This window comes from Bacillus sp. 11B20 (assembly GCF_056098985.1).
This window is the reverse complement of sequence record NZ_JBLZWZ010000005.1, coordinates 1-24,265: the sequence shown is the minus strand read 5'-3', so window position 1 is coordinate 24,265 and position 24,265 is coordinate 1. Positions and strand designations below refer to the sequence as shown.

17 protein-coding genes, 7 tRNA genes and 1 rRNA gene are annotated in these 24,265 nt (G+C 40.6%); 6 read left to right on the top strand and 19 right to left on the bottom strand.

What is annotated here, in order from left to right:
- Positions 1–25: 25 nt before the first annotated feature.
- The 14 genes from ACN6NB_RS00950 to ACN6NB_RS00885 form a co-directional block, all read right to left on the bottom strand.
- On the bottom strand, positions 26–1,852 hold the full coding sequence (locus tag ACN6NB_RS00950; RefSeq protein ID WP_366204327.1) for a nuclease domain-containing protein: 1,827 nt from the start codon (positions 1,850–1,852) through the stop codon (positions 26–28).
- Complete coding sequence (locus ACN6NB_RS00945) at positions 1,836–3,746, bottom strand: McrB family protein (protein WP_366204326.1); 1,911 nt, start codon at positions 3,744–3,746, stop codon at positions 1,836–1,838. Before ACN6NB_RS00945 ends, ACN6NB_RS00950 begins: the two co-directional genes overlap by 17 nt.
- A 325-nt stretch (positions 3,747–4,071) precedes the next feature.
- Entirely contained in the window at positions 4,072–5,874 is a 1,803-nt protein-coding gene (gene glmS, locus ACN6NB_RS00940; protein ID WP_144491673.1) for a glutamine--fructose-6-phosphate transaminase (isomerizing), read from the bottom strand.
- Positions 5,875–6,452: 578 nt separating this feature from the next.
- The gene (gene glmM, locus ACN6NB_RS00935) at positions 6,453–7,799 is read right to left on the bottom strand and encodes a phosphoglucosamine mutase (protein ID WP_099662838.1); all 1,347 of its coding nucleotides are present in this window, start codon (positions 7,797–7,799) and stop codon (positions 6,453–6,455) included.
- Positions 7,800–7,822: 23 nt separating this feature from the next.
- On the bottom strand, positions 7,823–9,241 hold the full coding sequence (locus ACN6NB_RS00930) for a CdaR family protein (RefSeq protein WP_474253179.1): 1,419 nt from the start codon (positions 9,239–9,241) through the stop codon (positions 7,823–7,825).
- Positions 9,234–10,055 (bottom strand): diadenylate cyclase CdaA, encoded by an 822-nt coding sequence (gene cdaA, locus ACN6NB_RS00925; protein WP_008344027.1) that lies wholly within the window; start codon positions 10,053–10,055, stop codon positions 9,234–9,236. The genes ACN6NB_RS00930 and cdaA overlap by 8 nt, the downstream gene beginning before the upstream one ends.
- A 217-nt stretch (positions 10,056–10,272) precedes the next feature.
- Positions 10,273–10,899 carry an anti-sigma-W factor RsiW gene (gene rsiW / locus ACN6NB_RS00920; protein WP_024424448.1) on the bottom strand — a complete coding sequence of 209 codons (627 nt, stop codon included), beginning with the start codon at positions 10,897–10,899 and terminating at the stop codon, positions 10,273–10,275.
- Positions 10,900–10,913: 14 nt separating this feature from the next.
- Positions 10,914–11,477 (bottom strand): RNA polymerase sigma factor SigW, encoded by a 564-nt coding sequence (sigW, locus tag ACN6NB_RS00915; protein WP_024424449.1) that lies wholly within the window; start codon positions 11,475–11,477, stop codon positions 10,914–10,916.
- Positions 11,478–11,660: 183 nt separating this feature from the next.
- Positions 11,661–12,572, bottom strand: coding sequence for an arginase (gene rocF / locus ACN6NB_RS00910; RefSeq protein WP_064498211.1), 912 nt, complete (start codon positions 12,570–12,572; stop codon positions 11,661–11,663).
- 136 nt (positions 12,573–12,708) lie between these two features.
- A tRNA-Gln gene (locus tag ACN6NB_RS00905) sits at positions 12,709–12,780 on the bottom strand.
- Positions 12,781–12,784: 4 nt separating this feature from the next.
- Positions 12,785–12,869, bottom strand: a tRNA-Tyr gene (locus ACN6NB_RS00900).
- Between the two features lie 28 nt (positions 12,870–12,897).
- Positions 12,898–12,970 (bottom strand) — tRNA-Thr (locus ACN6NB_RS00895).
- Positions 12,971–12,973: 3 nt separating this feature from the next.
- Positions 12,974–13,049 (bottom strand) — tRNA-Val (locus ACN6NB_RS00890).
- A gap of 6 nt (positions 13,050–13,055) precedes the next feature.
- Positions 13,056–13,130, bottom strand: a tRNA-Glu gene (locus ACN6NB_RS00885).
- A gap of 220 nt (positions 13,131–13,350) precedes the next feature.
- Between ACN6NB_RS00885 and murQ the strand changes: the two genes are divergently transcribed.
- From murQ to ACN6NB_RS00855, 6 genes are read left to right on the top strand one after another with little or no spacing between them, the layout of a single operon-like run.
- Positions 13,351–14,262 carry an N-acetylmuramic acid 6-phosphate etherase gene (gene murQ / locus ACN6NB_RS00880; RefSeq protein ID WP_144491672.1) on the top strand — a complete coding sequence of 304 codons (912 nt, stop codon included), beginning with the start codon at positions 13,351–13,353 and terminating at the stop codon, positions 14,260–14,262.
- A gap of 14 nt (positions 14,263–14,276) precedes the next feature.
- Positions 14,277–15,146 carry a MurR/RpiR family transcriptional regulator gene (locus tag ACN6NB_RS00875; RefSeq protein ID WP_058837196.1) on the top strand — a complete coding sequence of 290 codons (870 nt, stop codon included), beginning with the start codon at positions 14,277–14,279 and terminating at the stop codon, positions 15,144–15,146.
- Positions 15,143–16,522, top strand: coding sequence for a PTS transporter subunit EIIC (locus tag ACN6NB_RS00870; protein ID WP_144491671.1), 1,380 nt, complete (start codon positions 15,143–15,145; stop codon positions 16,520–16,522). Before ACN6NB_RS00875 ends, ACN6NB_RS00870 begins: the two co-directional genes overlap by 4 nt.
- Positions 16,523–16,535: 13 nt before the next feature.
- Positions 16,536–17,903, top strand: coding sequence for a penicillin binding protein PBP4B (gene pbp4b / locus ACN6NB_RS00865; RefSeq protein ID WP_144491670.1), 1,368 nt, complete (start codon positions 16,536–16,538; stop codon positions 17,901–17,903).
- Between the two features lie 13 nt (positions 17,904–17,916).
- Positions 17,917–19,836 (top strand): glycoside hydrolase family 3 protein, encoded by a 1,920-nt coding sequence (locus tag ACN6NB_RS00860; RefSeq protein ID WP_474253178.1) that lies wholly within the window; start codon positions 17,917–17,919, stop codon positions 19,834–19,836.
- A gap of 50 nt (positions 19,837–19,886) precedes the next feature.
- Complete coding sequence (locus ACN6NB_RS00855) at positions 19,887–21,095, top strand: exo-beta-N-acetylmuramidase NamZ family protein (protein ID WP_372556209.1); 1,209 nt, start codon at positions 19,887–19,889, stop codon at positions 21,093–21,095.
- Positions 21,096–21,136: 41 nt separating this feature from the next.
- On the opposite strand, the gene ACN6NB_RS00850 is transcribed toward ACN6NB_RS00855, so the two are convergent.
- The 5 genes from ACN6NB_RS00850 to rrf form a co-directional block, all read right to left on the bottom strand.
- On the bottom strand, positions 21,137–22,102 hold the full coding sequence (locus tag ACN6NB_RS00850; protein ID WP_242056724.1) for a bile acid:sodium symporter family protein: 966 nt from the start codon (positions 22,100–22,102) through the stop codon (positions 21,137–21,139).
- 61 nt (positions 22,103–22,163) lie between these two features.
- On the bottom strand, positions 22,164–23,603 hold the full coding sequence (locus tag ACN6NB_RS00845; RefSeq protein WP_474253177.1) for a SulP family inorganic anion transporter: 1,440 nt from the start codon (positions 23,601–23,603) through the stop codon (positions 22,164–22,166).
- Positions 23,604–23,949: 346 nt separating this feature from the next.
- A tRNA-Thr gene (locus tag ACN6NB_RS00840) sits at positions 23,950–24,022 on the bottom strand.
- A gap of 1 nt (position 24,023) precedes the next feature.
- Positions 24,024–24,098 (bottom strand) — tRNA-Asn (locus tag ACN6NB_RS00835).
- Positions 24,099–24,140: 42 nt separating this feature from the next.
- Positions 24,141–24,256, bottom strand: a 5S ribosomal RNA gene (gene rrf / locus ACN6NB_RS00830).
- Positions 24,257–24,265: the final 9 nt, after the last annotated feature.

The window sequence follows — 24,265 nt, the reverse complement described above, 5'->3', positions numbered from 1 at the left end:
ATTTTATATTAACAAATTTATTACATTATTGAAGTATAAATTTTTCTAGTCTCTCTCTAAATTCTTTGTTATCAAATCCCGGTTTTAATGTAGCAACACCTATCGAATGATTATCATCATTATCGAAAGGAGCATTGAATTTTATATATGTTGGACACAATGCGATAACAACTTCAACTACGTTTTCCCTTTTATTATTAATATTATATATGTTATTCGCATATAACTTAAGCTGCTCTACTACTTTACTTTTTTTATAAGTGTTTATATGCTTCTTATTCCAAAATCGCTCTGCCGAACTATATTTAGCATCCATTATGATTGCTTTTTGAAAAACATCTCCTTTATAAACATCCAACCTAAAGTCAGGCTTATTTCGCTCTGTTCTAATCCAATAGGGAGAGCCATCCCTTTCAGCCTTTTCTGGAGATTTCCCAATAGCTAAATTAAATATTAAATTTATTTTTAATTCGCCTTTTTCTAACTGAATGTAGGTTCCATCAGGAATAGCAGGAATAGTAACTTTTTCATTATCATCGTAGCTCTCAAAAAACCACCCTTTCACTGGGTGGAATTCTAACTCTTTAAGGTATTCTATGAGTTTGATCATACACCAATACTCATAGAGTACTTCTGTTGACTTCCAATTATAATCATATAAATCCTCAATCTGATTTTGTAATTGTCCATTAATAAGCAATGAAACTCTATAAAAATTATTATAGCCAGGATTTTTAATAAACTGTTGTGAGATCTTAGTTTTATGTGATAATTTTATACTTTTTAAAACTGAGTTATTCTGGAAATACTGTAATTCTTTATAAAAATTTTTAATATTATTTTCAATATTTATTATGTTCGATAGTTGTTGTTTCCTATTAAATATTTTTGATTCTTGTCCAATGTTTTTATTTCGATTATATCTATTCAACTCATTTAACTCTGTTTTAAAATATTTTTTTACTTTATATATATCTTCGAGTGATTTTTTTAGGGTATACATAAAGTCATATAGAATTTTCAATAAGTATTGATTAACCTTATTATTAAAATGCACTTCCATGTTATATGAATAAATTTTTTCATTTGAATTTACAAATCTGTACATAGCTGCACTAGGTTTTAGTTGATTCAATTTCATAGATTTATTATCTAAATTGCCACTTCTATAAAGCGGTGTTTCATTATAAACCTTAACTAAATTACTAAATGGGTTTTTATTTATAATATTCATTGAATATTTTAATAAATTTTTATTTTTTAAGAGCAATAAAGCATAATCTAGATAAGTTGGATCAATATCTATATAGTCTTTTAAAATATCCAAAGACCTATTTTTCCTAACCCAATCTCTCGCTAATCCCTTAACATTGTTTTCTATTTCTTTAATCATTTGATAATGCTCTTCTATTTCAAGATTATTTGGTTTTATTAAAATCTGACTATAATAATTCTCTCCTTTAGATATTACCTTAATTCTATAGACACCTGGAATAAGTGGACTGCCAACATCATTGTCGTAATGTCGATGTATTACAATTTCATTATTTATTGTAATAAACCCAGTATCTTCTTGCCCAAGAGTTATATCATCATCTAATTCATCAATAAAATCGAAACAGTCCATATATAATTTACTATCCTGTTCGCTTCTTTCGTTTGAAGTAAACCTCACAGCCAAATTATCATACTCTCTAATACCTATATCCTCAATTAATGGTGGGTTTGGATTTCTAGAGAATTTTTCAAACTTTTTCAGCTCCCTAACCTCTCCACTTTTATTGTGGTAAGTTACAAATTCGATAGTGAAATCCACCTCATGTTTATGTTCACCATCAATAAGTATAGCCATATAATTTCAACTCCCTAACCTTTCGACCAATTGCCATAGTAGTGATAGGAAATATTGTTTGATCCAGAATACTCCTTAATGAGTTCTCATCATCCATTAAAACATCTTTTAATTCATCGATAGTACCTCTAATTTTCGGCACAATCTTTTGAGAAATTTGTAAATCAAACGCAATCGAACGACTAAATTCTAAATTTTCAGGTAAATTAATCATATAGGAATTAATATGATCCAATACTCGGAAACCTATTCCTTTTATATCATCTTCTTTAGTTAAAATATTGTTTATCTTATTCAATATATCAATTTCATTAGGTAATAAACCTATATTACTTTTACACTTTGCCCAATTATTATAATGATGAAAATTTACAGTTTCATTTTCATTTTTCGATGGAATTTTCCCTTCTCTTTCATGATCATGAGTAAATGAGTTTATCCAATTATTAATATGGTTTTCTGGAATCCCAAATTCAATAAAATTAGAACGATCTAAAACTTTATCTGATAATGTTTCAGTAGTTTCATCATTATTGATAGTCCCTACAAATAATACATTTGGTAATATATTCACTTCATGAGGGAATTGCTCTCCATTAAGTACTCTCCCAACCATTTTCTTACTATATAGTGATATTTTCCTTTCATGCCCTTCTAATTCTAGAACACTTAAAAATTGTGAAAAATAATGTTCCACTCTCGCTAAATTCATCTCATCGAAACATACCAAATACAATTTATCTGAATTATTTTTGGCCTCAATTAATATGTCTAATAGACCTGAATCTGAAGGGCGATAAATATTATTTATTGTATCTAAGAAACCTATTAAATCAGTATCATCTTTCCAGTTTGGTTTAACTGGTATGAGCCTAAATTGTTGTATGCCTTTTTTTATTAACCCTAAAGCCTTAGCATATTGATATACTAGTTGTGTCTTACCTGTTCCGGAAGGACCACTTAAAATTACAAGCCTTCTTGTTTTTAATGCTGTATGAAAGTTAATAATTTGATTTTTCTCAAAAATCAAACCTTCTTTACTTAAATCATTTAATAATTTACTTAAATAATCCTCTTCTGAAAAATGATCATTTTCAAGATCCATTTCTATATCTTCATCAATTTTTTTAGTTTTTATTTCCTTATTCAAGGAAACTTTTATCCCATGTTTATTTAAACCTTCGCTTAGAATTACATCGAAAAAGAACTCATCATCAATGTACACAGCATGAGGTTCAATAATAAGATGATCTTTATATGCTTCAAAATCAATAGGTAGTTTTTTTATTTCTTCATCAATTGAAAAATGCCAACCATCATTTAATTTTTCAAAGTTGGAAAATTCGCCATATATGTAGGAGCCAGCAACAACACAAGATGTAGTAATTTTATCTAGAAATTCATAATTACTTATAGATTGGGATGAGAGCAATCTTTTTTCAAAATTATACTGATTGTAATCGTTAAATATTGGAATTGTAATTAAACCACCTGGTGATTTATTAAAAAAACCTTTTGGTTTATCAACTATCTTTAATGTATTATTAGATACCTTGATATTTTTCTCACCATAGTTAGTCTCTTCTATATATGGTTTAAAAATAAATAACTTATCAGAAGCAAATTCTTCAAATTTTTCCTCATTAAAGAAATTATCTTTGGCTATGTCATTCCATTCTATGGATTTAACCTGGATACTCCTCCCAAGTGCAAATTTGTTTTTAAATGCATTCTGATAATCATATGGAATATCATCAGTATTTAAAACTTCTAAAAAAAATTGAAATTGATTAAAATCAGTATTGCTTGCTCTAACTGGTTGTAAATTGGGATAGAATGATTTAAGTCTACTTTCAAGTGCTAAAACACCTACTAGGTATATATTTAACTCCATATAATTTCCACCTTACTAAATTGAGTAATCAAAAGTCTTTTATTTACCTTATTATAGCACTTAAGTTAACACCAAAAAACTAAATTACGGAGAACATGTTAAATATGTTTGATCTATTCAAAGAGCATCTTTTGATTTTGATACTAATTCTATCCAATTTTTTAAATCACTTTCAAATGTTTGAGAGTTTAGAAAAGTAATTTTCCCCATAAGTTAATCCTATATTAAAAAACCCGTCCCCTTAATATCTAATTAAGGGAACGGATTTACGGATTTTGCTTTAAATAGTTTCTATATTTTTTTATTTAAAAATAAAAGAGCTTTCCTACTCCACCGTCACACTCTTCGCAAGGTTACGTGGTTTATCCACATCACACCCGCGGTGAAGGGCTGCGTAGTAAGCGATTAGCTGTAATGGAACAACAGATGCAAGTGGTGCAAGTGCTGGGTGTACAGCTGGAAGGACGAAACGGTCGCCTTCGTCTTCTAGGCCTTTTAGTGAGATGACACATGGGTTTGCTCCGCGTGCGACGACTTCTTTGACGTTACCGCGAATGCTGAGGTTCACGTGCTCTTGTGTTGCAAGGGCAATGACCGGTGTGCCTTCTTCAATTAAAGCAATTGTGCCGTGTTTGAGTTCTCCGCCAGCAAAGCCTTCTGCTTGGATGTAAGAGATCTCTTTTAGCTTCAGTGAACCTTCAAGGCACACATAGTAGTCAAGTCCTCTTCCGATAAAGAATGCGTTACGTGTCACTGTGAAGAAGTCACGAGCGATTTGTTCCATTTCATCCTTTTGATCGACAAGGGCTTCCATTGCGTTTGCTACAATACCAAGCTCTTTGACAAGATCAAAGTCAAGAGATTGACCGTTTAATTCAGCTGCAACTGAAGCAAGAATTGCAAGTACAGCGATTTGTGCTGTGTAGGCTTTTGTTGAAGCCACTGCAATTTCTGGTCCTGCATGAAGAAGCAATGTAAAGTCCGCTTCACGAGAAAGCGTAGACCCTGGTACGTTTGTGATCGTTAATGCTTTATGACCAAGCTCTTTGACTTGAACAAGTACAGCACGGCTGTCCGCAGTCTCCCCAGATTGAGAAAGGAAGATGAACAACGGTTTTTTCGATAGAAGCGGCATGTTGTAAGAGAACTCACTCGCTACATGGACTTCTACAGGTACTTTTGCCCAGTCTTCAATATATTGTTTACCAACAAGTCCTGCATGGTAGCTCGTTCCACAAGCCACAATGTAAATGCGGTCTGCTTCTGCTACTGCGCTTGCGATATCGCCAGCGACTGAAAGCTTGCTGTTTTCATCTTGATATTCTTGGATGATTTTGCGCATAACAAGCGGCTGTTCATCCGTTTCTTTTAACATGTAGTGAGGATATGTGCCTTTCTCAATGTCGCTTGCATCAAGCTCAGCGATATAAGAAGGACGTGTCATGATATCACCGTCAAGGTTTTTAATAATAACCTCGTCTTTAGTAACAATGACCATTTCTTTATCCATTAATTCCGCATATTCGTTTGTTACTTGAAGCATCGCCATTGCGTCAGAAGCCACAACGTTGAAATCTTCGCCGAAACCAACCAATAATGGGCTTTTGTTTTTCGCCACATAGATTGTTTCTTTGTTTTCGTTATCGAAAAGGGCAATCGCGTAAGAGCCTTTTAGTTGAAGAAGCGTTTGACGGAAAGCTTCCTCTGTATCAAGACCTCTATTCACAAATTGTTCGATGACTTGAACAACAACCTCTGTATCTGTGTCGCTTTTTAGTGTGACGTCTTGTAAATATTCGCGTGTCAATTGTACATAGTTCTCGATGACACCGTTATGAACAAGCGTAAAACGGCCAGAAGCACTTTGATGCGGATGCGCATTTAGATGGCTTGGTACACCGTGAGTTGCCCAGCGTGTATGTCCGATTCCTGCTGAAGATGCTACGTTTGCATCCACGACTTCACGAAGCTCAGCGATACGTCCTTTTTCTTTGAACACATGCACGCCTTCTTCGTTTGCCACAGCGATACCTGCTGAATCATACCCGCGGTACTCAAGCTTCTCTAAACCTTTTAATAAGATTTCCTTCGCATCATTCTGACCAATATAACCCACGATTCCACACATAAATATTCTTCCTCCCGATCATGTGAAAGGGACAAAGAAAGCCTACTAAAATAGAAGGGACATTTCTTCGTCCCTCTCTACATGTTTATTTTGGGAGATCATGTGTATTCCCTTTGTACAAAGAGTCACCTCTTTGGTTTAAAGAAACACTTACGGCTGTGATCTCTTTTTTTGATCAGCCGGGAGGCATCCGCCGAAAATTCGATAACCTCCATCCTCGTCAACTAAGCATCTTTCGTCCGATCGCTTAGTTCGGGCGCTATAATTATAAGAGAGTTTCTGAACATCTACCCTGCCTTTCCTGATAGAATAAAAATCCAGTAACACAAGGATGATTGTACTATAAGGTCTGACCTCCGTCAATCACAATTTAGCAGGTGATTGCCTTCATTTGAGAAAGTGAGACCTCCATACACTATATGCGATGAGGCTTGTCACGTTCTACCTTTGATGTGCTCTCCTATGTATGAAGGCAGCTTCAAGTTGCCCTCACTTATATGATTCGTACAGATCCATCCAATTATGTCGTTTATTCGAAAAAAAAAAGCAAACCGCTGCTAGCGATTTGCTTTCATCTATTACTCAATACCCATTTCTTCTTTCACAACAGCCGTAATTCGAGCTACATATTCATCACACAGCTCTTTTGTTTTTGCCTCAGCCATAACACGTACAAGCGGTTCTGTTCCAGATGGACGAACAAGGATACGGCCGTCACCATTCATCTCTTTTTCGACCTCTTGGATCACTGCTTTTACTTTTTCATTTTCTTCTACTTTATATTTATCAGACACTTTCACATTCACTAAAAGCTGCGGGAACTTTTCCATTTCCGCTGCAAGCTCTGATAATGTTTTCCCTGTCGCTTTGAGCGTATTCACAAGCATGATCGCAGAAAGCATGCCATCACCTGTCGTATTATAATCAAGGAAAATCAAATGGCCTGATTGCTCACCGCCGACATTATAGCCATCATTTTTCATCGCTTCGACCACATAGCGGTCACCAACAGCAGTTTGAATGCTCTTAATGCCTTGCTTCTCAAGCGCTTTATAAAAACCAAGGTTGCTCATGACCGTTGACACGACGGTGTCATCCTTTAATCGGCCTTCATCCTTCAAATAACGTGCGCATATGTACATAATTTGATCGCCGTCTACGATATCACCTTTTTCATCGACTGCAATTAAACGGTCACCGTCACCATCAAACGCAAGACCAATATCTGCACCCTTCTCCTTCACAAATGCAGAAAGTGCCTCTGGATGAGTTGAGCCTACACCATCATTGATATTCAGTCCATTTGGTGATGTTCCCATTGTAGACACATCAGCATCTAAATCTGCAAATAAATGTGTCGCTAGAGAAGAGGTTGCACCGTGTGCACAGTCAAGCGCCACGTGAATACCTGTGAAATCCTCATCCGCTGTCTGCTTCAAGAATTGCAAGTATTTCTGACCGCCTTCAAAATAGTCATTGACCGTTCCAAGATCCGCTCCAACTGGGCGTGGTAATTGATCGACTGGCTGATCCATCAGCTGCTCAATTTCGCTTTCCTGTTCATCTGACAGCTTAAAGCCGTCACCGCCGAAGAATTTAATGCCGTTGTCTTGAACTGGATTGTGTGAAGCAGAAATCATGACACCCGCTTCAGCATCCATTGCCTTCGTTAAATAAGACACACCAGGTGTTGAGATCACACCTAGACGCATCACTTCAGCTCCAATTGAAAGTAAGCCTGCAACGAGCGCTCCTTCCAGCATATGACCGGATACACGTGTGTCTCGTCCAACGAGTACCTTTGGACGTTCTTTATCCTTTGTGAGCACATAGCCGCCAAATCTCCCAACTTTAAATGCGAGCTCTGGTGTTAATTCGCTATTTGCTACACCCCTTACACCATCAGTTCCAAAGTACTTGCCCATGTTTCAATCGCTCCTTTTTCCATTCAAGAGGACGCTTCGTCCTCTTTTTTATCTTCTTTGACCGGCTGTCTTTGACTTGATTCTTTCTTTGCTTTATCTTGTGTGGATTCTTCTTTACTCTTCTCACTCTGATCATCATCATCAGTTGATTGATCTTTTTGATCCTTTCGATCATTCGTCGACGCCGGCTGATCCTCTGTATCAGTAGAAGTGAGTTTCACTTTGACCTTTGATCTTGATAATGTCCATGTCACATTTTGAGGACCATTCACTTGAACTTTGACCTCATGGGTTCCTTCGTTCAAGTCCCCTGCATTGATATAGGCTTCAACATCTGAAGCCTTTAGTTTATCAATCGCACTCTTCGACCCCTTTGCTGTTAACGTGATCCGTCCAGAAGATGGGCTCACAAAATCAGATGTGAAATCCTTGCTCAAACCCACGACAGAAATCGGTACATTATCGATCTTTTTTTCTTCAGCTGTTGCAACCTTCACTTTGATCTTAACAGTTTCGGGTGATACCTTTTTCACACCATCTGGCAGCGGAATATCGGCATCAATCTCCGTATCATCTTTGATCTTACTTAGGTCCAGCTTGACGCCATCAATAAAATCAAGTGCATCCAGTGCCTTTTGAGAGCCGTACACTGTGACCTCACTCGGGCTTGTCTCAATGCTTGAAATGCTGATCCCTTCTGGCAAGCTGCCCGTCCGCTCAAGTTTAAACGGAACCTTTTTGCTCGGACTCGAGATTGGAACCGTAATATCCACCACGGACGGACTTACTTCGACTGGCAGCTCATTCCCGCTGCTATCATACACAGTGAGCTTCGCTTCTTTTTCAATTTGCTGATCGACATCCTCTAAATTCACAAAAGCTTTAATGACAGAAATTTTGTCGATGACGTCCTTTGATCCAGTAACTGTGACCTTTTTCGGATTCACAATGGGCTGTTCAGGTGAATAGCCGTCTTTGATTTTATTTTGATTATAAAATTCGGTTTCAACAGGAAATTCAGCTGTCGTTTTTTCTTGTATCGTCACAGTCGTCACAGATGGATTAATCGATAGTGTGAGTCCCTTCGATACATCTCTTGCCTTCAGCTCCACTTTATGTGTACCTGTCGATAAGTTCTGCATGTCTGCGTAAATTTCAAAATTCTTTGTTTGCCTTGCTGTTTTCACAGCACTTGTTGACCCTTTAATCGTGACATTGACTGTCTGCGGCACACCAGTGACAACGTATTTCTCGTCATCATAATACGCTTTAACAGGAATGTCAGTTAAAGTTGCTTCATCTGTCGTCGATGTTGGGAAAAAGGATTCACCGATTTTTTTCGGCGTGGGCGCTTGCGCTGAATTGACTGCACCATACAGCAATAAAGCGAAGACCAATGCAAGAAGCTTAACGGCCCAGCGATTATTCAAAATCTTATCCATTTTTCTTGCCCCTCCAATACCATTTGGTCGAGGAAGCATCTTTGCTGTTCTTACTAAATTCAGCAATCAGCATTTCTTCAAGCGCTTCTTCTGTCAATTCTCGGTGAAGATCACCATTCCTTGCGACAGAAATGCCGCCAGTTTCCTCAGAAACGATGACAGTTAAGCTGTCTGTCACTTCACTAATTCCGACTGCTGCCCTATGACGCGTCCCAAGCTCCTTAGAAATAAAAGGGCTTTCTGACAGCGGTAAATAGCAAGCTGCAGCTGCAATCTCATCCCGCTTCATAATGACAGCACCGTCATGAAGCGGTGTATTCGGAATGAAAATATTAATGAGCAGCTCTGAACTCACCTTTGCATTCAAAGGAATTCCTGTCTCTATGTAATCATTCATTCCGGTATCGCGCTCAATTGTCAGCAGCGCGCCGATTCTGCGTTTCGCCATATAGTTAATTGCTTTTGTAATTGCCTCGATCGTTTTCTGCTGCTGTTCCTCTACAGGTGTCCCGCTTCTTGAGAAGAAACGGCCGCGCCCAAGCTGCTCAAGCGCTCTCCTTAGCTCTGGCTGAAAAATAATAATGATCGCAAGGAATCCCCACGTAATCGCTTGATCCATCAGCCATTGAAGTGTGTTAAGACCGAGATACGCACTTCCCATCCTGACGAGAACAATGACCACAATTCCCTTTAAAAGCTGAACCGCTTTTGTTCCGCGGATGACCATCATTAATTTATATATCACATACCAAACAACGAGAATATCAACAGCATTACCGAGGTACTGCAAAAAAGGAATATCCCCTAAAGCCATTTCCTCGTCCTCCAGAATTTTCAGTTATTCTTCGTTTGATGCATTTTTTAATATAAAAAGAGCCTATGTATCAATACATAGCGTGGCTATTATACCACATTTTGTTTCAGCAAGGAAAATAGTTGCCATATCTGGCTGACTTGTTAGTATGCGTGAATCTCACAAATGTATAGAAAAAGAGCAGCCCCCCTTAGAGACTGCTCTTAAGCCGATTGAGTTACTTTTGCTCCTCTGGCCCAATGACCCGCATCACGTTTTGTGCTGTTGATTTCATTTTGTACCAGATCCAATCAAACACTTCATTAATTTCATTAATTTGACCAGTGACTTGTCCGGCAGAAGCAGTCAACTGTTCCCCATTGACGACGGTGACATTTCCATCAACCTTGCCTTCTACAATCAACTTGCCATTTTTGACAGTGACATCACCCTTTACGGTTTCCCCTTTAGGTACGGTCACTGTATCATTTTCAACGACGAGATTCGGCTGCTTTGACACACTGAAATTATGATCGGTATTCCAGCTCGTGAACAGACTACCTCCCATTAAAATGAGAAAGAGGGCAGCGGCTACCATCAGCGGGTGAGCTTTGATCCATCTTTGAACCGACACACGCTTTTTCTCCTTTGGAAGACCTGCCATCACCTTTGCAGTGAAATCAGATGGTGCTTCTATATGAGATGTACTCTGCACTAGCGCGATGGATTTCTCAATTTGTTGAAAATGAGTACGGCACTCCTCACACGATTGCAGATGGCTTTTTAATTCTTTTTCGTCTTGGGGCTCAATGTCCCCGTCTAAATACTGATGCATAAGCTGGACGATTCTATCCTGACAGCTCATCAAAATCACCTCACTCAAAGGTCTCTCAACTGTTTCCGGAGAGCCTCTCTACCCCTGTGTATTCTCGTTTTCACCGTACCAACTGGTATATTCAGAATCTCACTAATCTCTTTTAACGAGAGTTCATCAATATACTTTAATACGATGACCGAACGATATTTGTCGGGTAATCTTAGAATTTTTTGCTGAATGGTACTCGATAATTCAAGAGACACCACCTCATCCTCTGGCAAAATGCCATCAGCAGCAATTTGAGAATACATATTTAATCCTTCTGTTCCTGCCACCTCTGCATCTAAATAGTAATCCGGCTTTTTTTTGCGAATACGGTCGATGGTCAGGTTGGTTGCAATGCGGTACAGCCACGTGGAAAACTTACGATTCACATCAAAGCTTTCGATATTCACATAAGCACGAATAAACGCCTCCTGCGCAATATCCTCCGCTTCATGTGCATTCCCAAGCATACGGTAGCACAGCTGATAAATTTTGTCTTTATACAGGTCTACGATGTCTGCAAATGCGTTCTGGTCGCCTTTTTTCACTTGCTTAATTCTCTTTTTAATCATTGTGTCCATAGTATATTCAACCTCTGCCTTCACCGGTCTTTATGTATACGAACCTCTTTCCAAAAGGTTTCATTCTCCTCTAAAAAATAGTGTAACAAATTTTTGACAGTGTGTTACGCTTATCAACCGGTAAAAACCTTAACATATCCTTAAATTTTCCCAAAACAAAAAAGAACGGGAACAAGTCCCGCTCTACAATAGCTTTTCACCCATTAACGAACCAATTAATGCCACAGCAGCTTCTGCTGTTTTGTTTTTCTCATCTAAAACCGGATTTACTTCAACAAATTCAGCAGACGTTAAAATACCCGCCTCCTCTAAAAGCTCCATTGCAAGATGACTCTCCCGGTAACTAATGCCGCCTGCTACCGGAGTGCCTACACCAGGGCATTCTGCTGGGTCTAGCCCGTCTAAATCAAGCGACAGATGGACACCATCTGTTCTTTCCCTTAGATACGCAATAGCTTCCTCCATCACCCTTGTCATTCCTAAACGATCAATTTCATGCATCGTATAGACTTTAATGCCTTTCTCTCGAATCAATGCCCGCTCTCCTTCATCTAAGGATCGAGCACCAATTATAACGACATTTTCAGGCTTCAATTTAGGCGAATAACCGCCAATGTTTGTTAAATCAGCATGCCCAAAACCAAGACTGACAGCAAGCGGCATGCCATGAATATTTCCAGAAGGAGAGGTTTCCTCCGTATTTAAATCACCATGCGCATCGTACCAAATGACTCCTAAGTTTTCATAATGCTTGGCTACCCCAGCAAGTGTGCCAATCGCAATGCTGTGATCACCACCTAAAATGAGCGGAAACGAACCTGATTGCACAATACTGTCAACCTTCTCAGCAAGCAGCTGATTCGCACCAGCATTCTCCGTTAAATTTTTTAGCTTTTCACTTGTATATAAACCTTTCTCATCATCTCTTTGTTCAACTGGAATATCTCCTAGATCCTCCACATCAAATGAGAGCGTTTCCAATTTTTCTTTTACGCCTGCACAACGAATCGCACTCGGCCCCATATCGACGCCCCTTCTCGTTTGCCCCAAGTCCATCGGAACTCCAACAATCGTGACCTTCTTTTGCTCTCCCATATGTACATCCCCTTTCCGTTCATGCTTATATTTTACTTTCTTGATCCCTTCTGACTCAACTCAACAACATTTTGAATAGTTATACATTCTCTCTGCCAACATAAAAAAAGACACCTTTCTGAAAAAGGTGTCTTAACTGGGCTAGCTGGATTCGAACCAACGCATGACGGAGTCAAAGTCCGTTGCCTTACCGCTTGGCTATAGCCCAAAAATGGTGGAGGGGGACGGATTCGAACCGCCGAACCCGGAGGGAGCGGATTTACAGTCCGCCGCGTTTAGCCACTTCGCTACCCCTCCACATATGGAATTGATAAAGATAAAACAGTGCCGGCAAGAGGACTTGAACCCCCAACCTACTGATTACAAGTCAGTTGCTCTACCAGTTGAGCTACACCGGCATATGGTGGAGGATGACGGGCTCGAACCGCCGACCCTCTGCTTGTAAGGCAGATGCTCTCCCAGCTGAGCTAATCCTCCACATCATGGTGACCCGTACGGGATTCGAACCCGTGTTACCGCCGTGAAAGGGCGGTGTCTTAACCGCTTGACCAACGGGCCAGTTTGTCAAGTTTGTTGTTTCCGTGAAGCTGACAAAAGTTATTATATACAGGTTGTCCCCCTTTTGTAAAGGGGATTTTTATTTTTTTTATTTTCTAACTATTTACTCCCTATTTAATCAACATTTTAACTGAAATATAATTTCAATATTCAAATATAATATTGAAATTTCATATCATACTCAATATACTGAAAATGAAGAAATAAGGAGGTATGTCACATGCAGCCATCTCAACTGCGTTCTTTGACAACAGAATCAAGAAACCCCAACACAATGGGAATTTCTCAAGCAGATCCGCTTGAAATACTCCAGATGATTAATGAAGAAGATAGGAAGGTCGCTCAAGCAGTCAACCTTGTACTTCCCCATGTCAAAACAGCAAGTGACTTTGCCTATGAATCCATCTCAAATGGAGGCAGACTCGTTTATTTAGGCGCCGGAACGAGCGGCAGAATTGGCGTAATGGATGCTGTCGAATGTCCCCCAACCTATAGCGTCTCACCTGATGTCATTGTAGGCATCATGGCAGGCGGAGACTCAGCTTTTTCTCAAGCTGCCGAAGATGTGGAAGACAGTGAAGAAGCCGGCAAACAGGATTTAATACACATCAATCTCACATCAAAAGATACAGTCGTCGGAATTGCCGCAAGCGGCAGGACACCTTATATCATCGGCGCTTTAAACTATGCAAAGTCAATTGGAGCTAAAACAGTCGCACTTAGCTGCAATAAACAAGCAGAAATTAGCGAGCTTGCAGATTGCGCCATTGAGGTCATTGTAGGACCAGAAGCCATCACTGGGTCAACAAGAATGAAAGCCGCATCCGCTCATAAAATGATTTTAAATATGCTTTCCACCTCAGTCATGATCAGACAAGGCAAAGTATATGAAAACCTGATGGTTGATGTAAAAGTCAGCAATCATAAATTAAAAGAACGCGCCATCACCATCATTCAACATGTGACAAATGCTTCCTACGAACAAGCCGTAAAGACTCTTGAAGCAGCAGACTTAGAAGTCAAAACTGCCATCGTCATGCTCCAAACAAACACAGACAAGAAAACAGCCAAAGATTTACTGAGCAAAACGAATGGCCACATCGACAAAGCGATCTCACGTTATCAATCCTAAAGGAGGCAGAGCTCATGTCAGCAGGTGGACTTACCCTACTACACACAATCAAATCAAAGCTCCCCCAATCTGAAAAAATCATTGCAGACTATATCCTTGCCCATCCTGACAAAGTCATTAAAAGTACAGTACATGAAATCAGTCAGGCAGCCGGCGCAAGCAGCTCTGCAGTCATCCGACTTTGTAAATCTCTCGGGCTGGATGGCTATCAAGATTTAAAAATGCGGATCGCTGGAGACTTGATGCATGACGATAAACAAGGCTACAGAGATATCGAACAAGATGAACCGCTTCAATCCATTATTCAAAAAACAGCAGGAAACTCGATTCAATCGATTAAGGACACCGCTTCTATTTTAAATGCAGATGCTTTAGAAAAGGCTGTTCAATTACTGCTGAATGCAAACCAAATTCATTTTATCGGTGTTGGTGCATCTGGTATCGTCGCAGCTGATGCCCAGCAGAAATTTCTCAGAATTAACTATGCAGCGACAGCCTTCACTGACATGCACATTGCATCTACGGTCATCGCAAATGCAGGAGAGAATGACATTGTGTTTGGTATCTCCTTTTCAGGAGAAACGTTAGACATCATTCAAGCCCTTCAGCTCGCAAAAGACAATCAAGTGAAAACAATTGCTTTAACACATCCAGGTCATACAAGCGTTTCTGCTTTATGTGATGTTCACCTATCGACGTCCGGTTCCAATGAAGCACCTTTTCGCAGTGCTGCCACTTCCTCTAGAATGGCACAGCTCTACTTAATTGATGTCTTGTTCCTCAGTTTAGCTTCTCGTCAATATGAAGAGACAGCGCAATATATTGACAAGACAAGGCATGCCATCCGCTCCATGAAACGAAAAACAAAGGGGGATTCAACATGAGTCATCAAAAGAAATATCAGCAGTTGGCGAAAGACATTCTTTCACTCTGTGGTGGTTCTGAAAATATCTCTTCCCATACACATTGTATGACACGTCTTCGAATTACACCGATCGAAAATGAAAAAGTTCACATCACAGCAATCAAAGAACTCGATGGCGTCATTGGCGTCGTCGAAGCAGAAACGCTTCAAATCATTTTAGGCACTGGTGTTGTCAACCAAGTATCAAGTGCGTTTGAACAGCTTCTAAATGCGTCTGACTCTTATGATTTAAACAACGAAGCACAAAAAAACAAGCAAGCCATTTCACAAAAAAACCGCACACCGTTCAAGCTGTTCTTACGGCGGATTGCCAGCATTTTTATTCCAATCATTCCGGCACTTGTTGCTTCAGGTCTTATTACTGGGATTACAAAAGCGATCGTGCAAGCAGGCTGGCTTGACGAAAAATCTCAAGCCGCAGTTATTTTAACAGTTATAGGTTCTGGCCTTTTCGCCTACCTAGGGATATTAGTCGGAACAAACGCCGCAAAGGAATTTGGAGGCTCTCCTGCATTAGGCGCATTAGCTGGTATTCTCATTATTAACCCAGCCTCCGCAGACATTATGTTATTTGGCACAAATATTCTACCAGGCAGAGGCGGACTCATCGGTGTTCTTCTAGCCGCCATCTTTATGGCACTTGTGGAAACCCGAATTAGACGCTTCGTCCCGCAATCTCTTGATATCATCGTCACACCAACCATCACACTACTCATTACAGGCATTTTCACGTATGTTGTCTTCATGCCAGTCGGCGGATTTATATCTGATGCCATCACCTCAGGACTGACTTACCTATTAAATATGGGCGGAATCTTCGCAGGATTTGTTCTTGGTGCGACCTTCCTTCCACTTGTTGTAACAGGACTTCATCAAGGGCTGACACCGATTCATATGGAACTCATCAATTCAATTGGAGATGACCCGCTTCTGCCAATTCTCGCTATGGGCGGTGCAGGACAGGTAGGCGCTGCATTCGCCATTTATATGAAAACAAAAAAGAAAAAGCTCAAAAGAGCCATTGCTGGTGGACTTCCTTCTGGGATGCTGGGCATTGGTGAACCACTCATTTTCGGTGTCACACTCCCGCTAGGACGACCATTTCTCACCGCTTGTCTTGGTGCAGGAATCGGCGGCGCATTTCAAGCCTACTTCCAAATCGCGACGAAAGCCATCGGTGTATCCGGTCTTCCATTAACCTTTATTGTTCACACACATCAAATGCTTCTATACTTAATTGGACTATTTATCGCATATGTTGCTGGATTTTTCTTCACATACTTATTTGGATTTCATGATGATATGGCTGTTGAATTCGAGGATCACAATCAATAAGGAGGTCTAGACCTTGAAGAAATGTTTTCTTTTAATCACATGTCTGCTCATGCTCCTTGGGTTTCCAGTACAAACATTTGCAACTAGCTCCCAAACTAGCTCCCATCCTGTATCGTCTTTGTCTAAAACAGCTCCTGAAGAATATCCCGTCTTAAAAAAAGCAAAACGACCGGAACAAGTAGGTTTTTCTTCCAGGCAGCTGAGGAAGGTTGATCAAATGATTCAAAATGACATCAAAGCAGGATTTCCAGGAGCCGCTCTCATCATTATCAAGGACGGAAAGATCGTCCATCAAAAAGCCTATGGCTACCGGCAAAAATACGATGGCACAACAGAGCTCAAATCATATAAAAAAATGAAAAAGGATACACTATTCGATTTGGCATCTAATACGAAAATGTATGCGACCAACTATGCTCTGCAAAAGCTTGTCTACGAGAAAAAACTTGATGTCAACGAAAAAATACAGACCATCCTTCCAGATTTTCAGGATGAACCTGATGCAAAGGTAACCGGTAAAGACCAGCTCCGGGTAAAGGATCTTCTCACCCATTCGGCCGGTCTCCCTTCCAGTGTCTTATTTTATAGCAAAGAATCAGCTGGCTCTTTTTATTCTCAAGATAGAAAAACAACGATGAAATGGCTGCCAAAAGTACCGCTGCAATACAAGCCAGGTACCCAGCACATTTATAGTGATATTGATTACATGCTGCTGGGCATGATCATCGAGAAGAAAACAGGCATGCCTCTTGATCAATATGTCGAGTCAACCATTTATCGGCCGCTAGGTCTCAAACACACAATGTTCAATCCGCTGCAAAAGGGGTTCAAGCCGAAGCATTTTGCAGCAACAGAACGTTTAGGCAATTCACGAGACGGTGTAATCGATTTTGAAAACATCCGACGGTACACCCTGCTAGGTGAAGTACACGACGAGAAAGCATATTACTCAATGGCAGGTATCTCCGGCCACGCTGGACTTTTCTCGAATACCTCAGATATGGCCGTGCTGCTTCAGCTGATGCTTAACAAAGGAGGCTATGGAAAAACAACCATCTTTGATCAAGCTTCCATCGATCTCTTTACAGCCTCCTCTGATACGAACCCAACTTACGGGCTAGGCTGGAGAAAAAACGGTCATACTGACATGGAATGGATGTTTGGAAAATATGCAAGTAACGAAGCCTATGGACATACTGGCTGGACCGGCACAATGACGTTGATTGATCCTAAACACAATTTAGGTGTCGTCTTGCTGACGAATAAGAAACATTCACCCGTTGTTTCACCAGAAACCAATCCTAATCAATTTGAAGGTGACCTGTTCCCAACCGGTACTTATGGAAGCATCATGACTGCAATCTACGAATCTTTTAAGTAAAAGGAGGAATTCGATGTTGAAAGCTCTCTTTCCCGCTGCACTAGTTTTAGCCCTGCTAACCTCTTCCATTCCAACGGAAAAGGTTAGCTCTGCCTCTCTGCCCACCGCTAAACAAATGGTTCAAGACATGTCACTGGATGAAAAGATAGGTCAAATGCTCATGCCGGACTTTCGCAATTGGCAAACAAAAGATGAATCCGCACCTACAGGCTTCACAAAGATGAATAACGAAGTATCTCACCTTGTAGAAAAATATCATCTAGGTGGTGTCATCTTATTTGCGGAGAATGTCGTTGATACGGAACAAACCGTGAAACTCACCCACGAATTTCAAAAAGCATCACCAAACATTCCTTTACTCATTTCCATTGATCAAGAAGGCGGAATCGTCACAAGGTTACAAAAGGGAACACATTTCCCAGGAAATATGTCGATTGGTGCCTCTAGAAGCAAAAAAAATGCATATGACACAGGAAAAATCATCGGAAAAGAATTAAACGCCTTGGGGATTAATACAAACTTCTCTCCTGTGCTTGATGTGAATAACAACCCAGACAACCCCGTCATTGGTGTCCGTTCCTTTAGCTCTGATCCTGCTCTTGTCACTAGGCTTGGCCTTCAAACCATGAAAGGACTTCAAAAGGAAAAGACCATTTCCACGCTAAAACATTTCCCAGGACATGGTGATACAGCCGTCGACAGTCACTATGGCTTGCCGCTCGTAGAGCATGACCTAGATCGTTTAAAAAAGGTTGAGCTGTATCCGTTCCAACAAGCGATCAATGCTGGTGCAGATATGGTCATGACCGCTCATGTGCAATTTCCTGCCATTGATGACACAACGTATCGAAGCAAGAAAGATGGCGAGGACATCATGGTTCCAGCAACCTTATCAAAAAAAGTCATCACACACTTATTAAAAGAAGAGATGGGCTTTCAAGGTGTTGTTGTGACAGACGCCCTAAACATGAAAGCGATTGCAGATAATTTTGGACAGGAAGAAGCCGTAGTGATGGCCATTAAAGCAGGCGTCGACATCGCTCTCATGCCAGCACCAGTTACCTCATTAAAAACAGAGAAAAACCTGGAGAATGTATTTAATGCGGTCAAACAAGCGATTTTAAAGAAAGAAATTCCGATGTCGCAGATCAACGAATCCGTCGAAAAAATTCTTCAATTGAAAATCAAACGCGGCATTATTTCCTCCAAAAAACCAATCAGTCTAGAGAAAAAAATCAAAAAAGCCACTCAAGTCGTCGGGAAAAAATCGCACCGTCAAGCAGAACAAAAAATGGCACGTGAAGGAATCACCCTGCTTAAAAACAACAAAAAAACCTTACCTTTCAAGCCTAAAAAGAATGACAAAATCGTGGTCATGGCACCTTACGAAGATCAGACAAAAGCAATGTCTGTCACAGTCGAATCTCTCATAAAACAAAAAAAGATCAAGCCTGTACGCATCCAGTCATATGCTTTTGCGGATAAAACGTTCACCAAAGACTCTGCCAAACTAATTCAAGAAGCTGACTATGTCATCACTGGCTCTTACGTTGTCCAAAATGACCCAGCTGTAAATGATGGCGTAATTGATGACAATGTCCAGGACCCAAAAAAATGGGCAACTGCCTTCCCTCGTGCTGTCATGAAAGAAGCAGCAGCACAAAACAAAAAAATGGTCATCATGAGTCTTAGAAACCCTTATGATGCCGCAAATTTTGAAGAAGCCGATGCCTTACTAGCTGTGTACGGTTTTAAAGGCTACTCAAACGGACAATTCAATCAGCCAAATATTCCTGCTGGACTAGAAGTGATATTTGGAGCTGCATCACCTAAAGGGAAACTGCCAGTTGATATCCCATCTGTCACTCATCCAAATCAAACCCTTTACCCATTTGGCTATGGCCTCAGCTTGAAAGGGAAACAGATCAAATAGGAGGGATTCTCTTGAAGAAAACAGTCAGTTTCATACTCGCAAGCATTCTCATGATGAGCACATTGACCGCCGCCTCTCCCGCAGATCAAGAACGAACAGACACAAAAGGAAAAAAAGCAGCAGTCAAAACAGGGATCGAAACACTACTCTCAAGCAATCTTTCATGGCTAAAAGGGAAAAGGGTTGGTCTCATTACCAATCCGACTGGCATTGATGCAAATATGAAAAGCAGTGTTGACCTCCTATTTGAACATCCAAATATCAAGCTCACTGCTTTATATGGACCTGAACACGGCGTGCGCGGCGATGCACAAGCAGGAGAAGGCGTCGAATCCTATACCGATGAAAAAACAGGTCTTCCTGTTTACTCTCTTTATGGCAAAACAAGAAAACCAACTCCTGAAATGCTGAAAAATGTAGATGTCCTGCTTTTTGATATTCAAGACGTTGGTACTCGTTATTACACCTATATTTACACAATGGCCTATGCGATGGAAGCCGCTAAAGAAAACAACATTCCCTTTGTTGTTCTAGACCGTCCAAATCCCATTGGCGGACTAAAAGTAGAAGGACCTGTTTTAGAGCCTGAACACGCCTCATTTGTAGGGCTCTATCCAATCCCGCTAAGACATGGAATGACTACCGGTGAGCTTGCAAAACTGTTTAACAAAGAGTTTCATATCAATGCTGATGTAACAGTCATCAAAATGAAAAATTGGAAGCGGTCAATGACATTTGATGACACGAAGCTGCCGTTCGTCCTTCCTTCCCCTAACATGCCAACAGTGGATAGTACCTTTGTATATCCTGCCACAGGATTAATTGAAGGCACAAATGTCTCTGAAGGCAGAGGAACGACAAAACCATTCGAGCTCATTGGTGCACCATATATCAATAGCAGCGAGCTGGCAGATCATTTAAATCAGCTAAAACTAAAAGGCGTTCAATTTAGACCTGTGTCATTCACCCCCACATTTTCTAAACATGCCGGTACACTATCTCACGGTGTGCAGTTATACGTCACAGACCGCTCATCCTTCGAAGCGGTGAAAACGGGGTTATCCATCATCACAGCAATACATGATTTATATCCGAACGACTTTCAGTTCCTTCAAACAGGCAGCTTTGACAAACTCATCGGGAATGGCTGGATGAAAGAAGAAATCAAAAAAGGAACTTCCGTCAAACACATCATGAAACGTTATCATCATGACCTCAAAACATTCGAAAAGAAGCGAAAAAAATATCTCATCTATTAAATCACAAAAAACCCTCCATCCTTTGATAGATGGAGGGTTTTTCATGAGAAAGATTTGGTCACAGCAGGTGCTTTCAGCTCAAAACGATTGAGTAAGAAGCCAAACAAGGCAGCAAGCACTTGCTGAAACAGCATGCCAATCACCACCGGAACAGCGACAGCAGGCGGAAAAAAGCTTATGGCAAGCACAGCCCCCGCACTAATGTTTCTCATACCGCCCGTATACACGATGGCCACAATCTCTCCTTGAGTACATTTCATCGCCTTCCCAATCAACCAAGCAAACGCATAACCGCTCATCGCAATGAGAAACACCGTCGCTGCTTTGCTAAAAAATGCGGCATCCAGTTCACGCAAGTATGGCGCAACAACAGAACTGTTAATCGACACCACTACAAACAAGCCTATTTTTGAAAAAGGTGACAGTGTCTGACTGATCTTTTTCGTCACATCAGGCTTTGCATAGTGACGAACGAGCATACCTAAAATAGATGGAAGCACCACCATCCCAAACAGCCCTTTCATGATCGCCACCATGTCCATATGAACTTGTGTACCGGCCAAAAGTGACAAACTGGCTGGCACAATTAATGGCGAAAGCATTGTATCAATTAAAATAATGGATAACGTTAATCCAACATTCCCTTTATACATTGCCGCCCATATTAAACTAGAAACTCCTGTGGGAATCACCATTGCAAGGGTCAAACCAGTAATCGTCATGGCATCACCTGCAAATATGAGATGTCCCGCTGACCAAGCATAAAGAGGCATCAACACATGCAAAATCATAAACGATAAAATCAAAGGCAATGGGTGCATCACCGTATGCTTTAAAGCCGAAAAAGTAGAAGACAAACTCCCTGCAAAGGTCATCACAGCAAATACCCATGGCACTAAAAACGTATAATCCTTTAAGTAAGCCGCCAATAAAACACCGAGTAACACACTAAAAGGTGTAATGAGCGGCATCATCCGGCCGAGCACTTGATTCAAACGCAAAAGCATGCCGGCCACCTCCATCCTTCACTTTCTTACCTTTTCTATTGTAACAGACTGAAAAGCCTTTTTAAGAACCATTCACTTGTTTCACAAGCTTTTGACTTGATGTATCCATTCCAACTACGTCCACCTGGACGCCATTTGCTTGATACCTTTCCTTTATACGTTCTATCGCTGCTACGCCTGATTCATCCCATATACGTGCTTCAGACAAATCAATTACAACAGATTGGAGTTCTTTCCCCTGATGGAAAGCTTGGATCAAGTCAGTGACAGAAGCAAAGAAAATTTGCCCTTTAACTCGATATACCCAAGTACCTGGCTGGCTTTCTTTAGACGTAATATGGAGCTTCGATATCTTTGCGACAAAGAATATCGCACTAAGCAGTACACCTGCAAAAACACCTTTTGATAAATCATGAGTCAACACCACCGTCATGACCGTGACAACCATCACAATAGAATCTGTTTTCGGATTCTTTTTTAGCTGCTGAAAGGAACTCCAATCAAATGTGCCAATGGAAACCATGAACATCACAGCCACTAGAGCAGCCATCGGAATTTGAACCACGACATCACCTAGTACAAAAATCAACACCATTAAAAAAGCACCCGCTACAAAGGTAGAAAGCCGGCCTCGTCCTCCTGCCTTCGTATTAATCACAGATTGGCCAATCATCGCACAGCCAGCCATACCACCAAAGAATCCCGCAACCACATTGGCAATCCCTTGACCTCTCGCTTCCTTGTTCTTATTACTAGACGTCTCTGTCATATCATCGACAATCTGTGCGGTTAAAAGAGACTCAAGTAAACCAACCATCGCAAGTGCTAAAGAATAAGGAAAAATAATAGCAAGTGTTTCCCAGCTAAACGGAACCTGAGGAATCAGAAAAACAGGCAAAGAACCTGGAAGCTCTCCCATATCTCCAACAGTTCTAACATCAATATGTCCAAATACAGCAATTATCGTCATTACAATAATGGCTATGAGTGGGGAAGGTATCACCTTTATAACCATAGGCAATAAATAAATGATCAGCAAGGCACCACCTGTCATCATATACATGACCATTGATTCCCCAACGAAATGTGGAAGCTGAGCCGTGAAAATCATAATAGCCAACGCATTGACAAAACCAACCATCACGGACCTCGGAATAAATTTCATCAAACGAGACACTCGACACAATCCAAACACAATTTGAATCAAGCCTGTCAATATCGTAGCTGCAAACAAATATTGCAACCCATGATCAGCGACCAAGTTAACCATGACGAGAGCCATAGCCCCTGTTGCAGCCGAAATCATGCCTGGGCGTCCACCAACAAACGAAATCACAATCGCGATACAAAATGATGCATACAAGCCGACCTTCGGATCAACGCCCGCAATAATCGAAAACGCAATTGCCTCAGGAATTAAAGCCAGTGCGACTAATATACCCGCAAGCACGTCCTGACGTACATGTCCAAACCATTCTTGCTTTACAAATAAATCTTTCAAACCATCTACTCCTTTTTATATACATACCGTACATGGAAAAAGAAGATCAACTATACCTGGAGATAAAGAAAGGGAAAACAAACGATACTTCACTTTCGGGGGAAAAGAGGAACGTACAGAGTCTTTTGATATAGAGGATATCACTTTAGTAAGAATAAAAGAAAGAGAATAAAGAATCAAGAACAAAAAGAAGGAAAAGGCGATGCAACAATACTGTGCAAGCCGTTTTATTCGCTTTCCTAATGTCATCAGTCTACTGATCATTGAGCAATTCAGTATATATGTAAACAAACAAAAAAAGCCTTCTCATCATCGAGAAACCTTGTCATATCAACATATAGAGGAAAGCTTCCAAGCGGGCTCGAACCGCTGACCTCTTCCTTACCATGGAAGTGCTCTACCTACTGAGCTATGGAAGCATGGCTCCGCAGGTAGGACTCGAACCTACGACCGATCGGTTAACAGCCGATAGCTCTACCACTGAGCTACTGCGGAATGATAAAGTAACTTCTTCCATTGGAAGGATATAAACAAAAAGCTTGGCGGCGTCCTACTCTCACAGGGGGAAACCCCCAACTACCATCGGCGCTGAAGAGCTTAACTTCCGTGTTCGGTATGGGAACGGGTGTGACCTCTTCGCTATCGCCACCAAACCTGATGGA